The sequence below is a fragment of the Streptomyces sp. NPDC047880 genome (assembly GCF_040706515.1).
In the GTDB taxonomy this organism is placed as follows: Bacteria; Actinomycetota; Actinomycetes; order Streptomycetales; family Streptomycetaceae; genus Streptomyces.
Genome location: NZ_JBEZOK010000052.1, coordinates 1 through 4,204, shown reverse-complemented (window position 1 = coordinate 4,204; position 4,204 = coordinate 1). Strand labels below are relative to the sequence as shown.

The window sequence follows — 4,204 nt, the reverse complement described above, 5'->3', positions numbered from 1 at the left end:
ACTATCTCCGGGCCCGGGCGGCGCGGTTGGCCGACTAGTGCCGCGGCAGGCGACGTTCGCCCCGTTCGCGACGCCCGGCTCGCACTCTCCCCGCAGCCACCCGTCACTGTCGCGTATCGCTCGGCTCCCCGGCCGCCGTCCGTGCTCCCGGGAGGCCTCTCGACCGATGAAGCCACCACCACCCGACGGGGAAGCACATGCCCCCGCACGAAACGGTGCCCGGGCCTGACCCGTCGACGGCGGGTCAGGCCCGGGCACCGTCCGGTGGAGGGGGCCTCAGACGCTCACGGCAGGGCTCAGGCCCTCCTCTCCCGTCGCGTCGCCAGCCACTCCGACATGACCTCCCATGCCGCTCCCAGCATGTCGGGCCGCGCCATGTCCGAGTGCCCGCACGGGAGGCGGACGGATGTGATCCGCCGGGTGAGATAGGGCTGCCACAGGGACTCGAACGAGAAGTCCGCCGGCTTTCCTTCCTCCGCGATGAGCAGCAGCGTGTCCCCGCCGAAGGTGCCGAACGCGTGGCGGTCCCTCAGCGTCGCGTTGTTGTCGAACACGCGGGCCAGTTGCGCGACTTCGTCGTCGTCGACACCGCCCAGCACCGGACCGAGTTCGGCACGGACGCGCTGCGCCAGACGTGCCGGGCCGTCGGCCGCGTCACTCCGGGGAGGCACTGCCCCGGTTCCCGGAATGGGCGGGAAGGCGTCCATGAGGACCAGCGACACCTCCTCGCCCTCGGCCTCGAGCCGCACCGCGATCTCGTGAGCGGGAGTTCCTCCGAAGGACCAGCCGACGAGGTGGTAGGGACCCGACGGCTGCAGTGCGCGCATGCGGTTCACGTACTCGGCGGCCATGTCGGCGACCGAGACCGCCGGCTCCCCGGAGCCGTCCAGGCCCTGTGCCTGGAGACCGTACAGCGGGTGCTCCTGGGGAATGAAGCGGGCGAACGGCATGTAGCACCAGCTCAGTCCACCCGCGGGGTGGATGAAGAAGAAGGCCGGTGCGGTACCGCCGGTCCGGATCGACAGCACGCCGTCGAGAGCGTCCTGCACCGACGTCAGGCCGAACGTCCGCATCAGCCGTGCCGGTGTCGGGTTGGTGATCAGGGTGCGCAGCGACACGGTGACGCCCTTGCCCCGCAGCCGCTCCACGAGCGAGACCGCCATGAGCGAGTGGCCGCCGAGGGCGAAGAAGTCGTCGTCGGGACCGACCGCCCGCACGCCCAGGACGTCGGCGAACGTCTCGCACACCAGGGCTTCGAGCGCACCCGTGGCACCCCGGCCCGGCGAGGGTTCCCCGGCGGTCCCCGCCGCGAAGGCGGGGGCGGGCAGGGCCCTGCGGTCCACCTTGCCGTTCAGTGTCAGCGGCAGGGAGTCCAGGACCGTCACCGAGGACGGCACCATGTAGTTCGGCAGCCGCTCGGCCGCGAAGTCCCGCACCGACCCGGCCAGCGCGCCCGGATCGGCGCCGCCGGCCGCGGGGACGACGTAGGCGACCAGGCGCTTGCCGCCTTGAGGGTCCTCGTGGACGACGACGGCCACCTGGCTCAGGTGCGGATGCCCGTCGAGCACCTCCTCGATCTCGCCCGGTTCGATCCTGAAGCCACGGATCTGCACCTGATCGTCCGAGCGGCCGGCGAACTCCAGGTTTCCGTCCGCCCGCCACCGGACCCGGTCGCCCGTCCGGTACATGCGCTCACCGGCGGCCCCCGGCGAGCACGCCACGAAGCGCTCCGCCGTCAGACCGGGCCGTCCCAGATATCCCCGGGCCAGACCCGCACCGGCCAGGTACAGTTCGCCGACCACCCCGACCGGCACCGGGTTGAGGAAGTCGTCGAGCACATAGGCGCGGGTGTTGGCGATCGGAGCGCCGATCGGTACCGTGCCCGACTCCAGCCCGGGGCGGCAGCGCCACGCGGTGGCGTCCACCGTCGTCTCCGTGGGGCCGTAGGTGTTGAACAGCACCCGTCCGGCCGACCAGCGTTCCATCACCTCGGGAGGGCATGCCTCGCCGCCCACCTCGAGGACCACCCCGGTCCCGATCGCCCCGTCCGGCATCGTCGCCAGGGCGGCAGGGGGCAGCGTTGCGTGGGTCACGGCCTGCTCGGTCATGAACCCGGCCAGTTCCGCGCCGAGCCGCCGGTCCTGGGGCACGATCACCAGGGCCGCTCCCGACAGCAGGGCGAGCGACCACTCCGAGCAGAAGTTGTCGAAGCCGACCGACGCGAACTGCGCCACCCTGTGGCCCGGCTGTACGCCGAACCGGGCGTGGCTGGCCGACAGGTTGGCGAACCCCGCGTGCGAGACGACCACGCCCTTGGGCCGGCCGGTCGAGCCGGAGGTGTAGATGACGTACGCCGGGTTCTGCTTGCGCGGCGGCGCCGGCAGGTCCGCGTCCCGCGCGTCTTCCGCGTCGGGTTCCCCAGCCGCGTCCAGCACCAGCACCGGCACACCGCAGTCCTGCGGCACCGCCCGCCCGGCGCGTGACGTGGTGAGGATGCACACGGGCCCGGCGTCGTCGAGCGTGTAGTCGACCCGCTCGACCGGATGGCCGGGATCGATGGGCAGGTAGGCGCCGCCGGCCTTGAGCACGGCGAGGATCGCCACGATCAGCTCGGCGGAGCGCTCGGTGAGCACCGCCACCACCGACTCCGGACCCACGCCGTGCTCCGACGCCAGGCGACGGGCCAGCCGGTTCGCCCGCATGTCCAGCTCGCCGTACGTCAGTTCAGCGCCGTCGCACACGATCGCGACGGCGTCCGGTGTCCGGGCCGCCTGCGCCGCGAACAGCTCCGGCACCGTGGCCTCCCCGACCGGCGTGTCGGTGCCGTTCCAGTCCGCCAGCATGCGCTGCTGCTCGACCTCATCGAGCACGTTCACCGCGGCGAGCCTGCCCTGCGGGCCGTACTCCAGCGCGGCCACCAGGTTGTCGAGGCAGGTGTGCAACAGCCGGCACACCGCTTGCCCGTCCACCGACTGCACCGCTTCCACGGTCAGTCCGAAGCCGGCCCCGAGATCGTCCACCGAAATGGCGACCGGGTAGTTGGTGGTGTCCCGGGCGAACACCATCCGGATGCCCCCGGGCGCGGCGCCGACCTCCTTGCGGGGCTCCTCACTCGGGCGCCGGCTGTGCCGGAAGTTGAAGATCGAGGTGAACAGCGGAGTGCCGCCGGGGACGCCGCTGGCCTGCTGCGCCAGGGTCAGCGGGGCGTGCTCGTGCACCATGAGCTCCGCCAGCTGGCTCCGCAGGCCCGCCAGTGCCTCTCCGACACCCGTGGCGCCGACGCGGACCCGCACGGGCAAGGTGTTGAGGAAGAGACCCGGCACCCGGTCCGCGCCGGTTCCCGCGTTCATCCGCCCGAACAGCACCGTCCCGAACACGACGTCGTCACGACCGCTGATCGTGGCCAGCACCCGCGCCCAGGCCAGGTGGAACACCGTGGCCGGGCTCACGCCGAGTGACCGGGCGACGTCACGCACCCGCCGGCCGACCTCCTCGTCGACGCCCAGGTGCGAACGCTCGACGCCGCTGCCGTCACCGTGCACGTTCAGCAGGCCATAGGGGGCGGTGGTCTCTTCCACGTCCCCGAGCAGGTCGGTGAAGTACCGCTCGTGCTCCTCACGCGTCACACCCAGCCGGGCCTGCGCGACGAAGTTCCGGAAGGGCAGCGGCTCGGGCAGGGAGTCCTCCCGCCCCGACAGGAACGCGCCCATCTCGTGCAGCAGCACGTCCTGTGTGGTGTGGTCCTGGATCAGGTGGTGCATCCGCAGCAACGCAAGCCATCCACCGTCCTGGTCCGGTTGTTCGGCGGTGTGAACGTCGATCAGCGGAGCGCGGCCGATGTTCATGGTCGGGCCGGCAGCCGCGATCAACTGCTCCACCGCGGCGGGGCCGTCGGCGGTCAACCCCACCGATGTGACCGGGAGTTCGACCCGGCGAACCACGACCTGGACCGGCTCGCGCAGTTCCTGCCACAGGATCGCGGTCCGATAGATGTCATGCCGGTCCACCACCCGCTGCAACGCCCCGAGGAACGCGTCCAGCCGCTCCCGCGAGTCGAAGCGGATGACTCGCGGCGCCGCGTACACGTCCGTCCCACCGTCCGTCTGCAGCAGGTGGTGGAAGAGGATGCCTTCCTGCAGCGGGGCGAGCGGGTAGATGTCGGCGATGTTGGCCGCGCCGCCCGGTATCCGCCCCACGACATGCT

The 4,204-nt window shown here is 71.9% G+C and carries 1 protein-coding gene; it reads right to left on the bottom strand.

The window, feature by feature from the left end; genetic code table 11:
• Window positions 1-296 precede the first annotated feature (296 nt).
• Window positions 297-4,204 (bottom strand): amino acid adenylation domain-containing protein (locus AB0937_RS38345; RefSeq protein ID WP_366718823.1); only part of this gene is annotated, 3,908 nt, incomplete at its 5' end.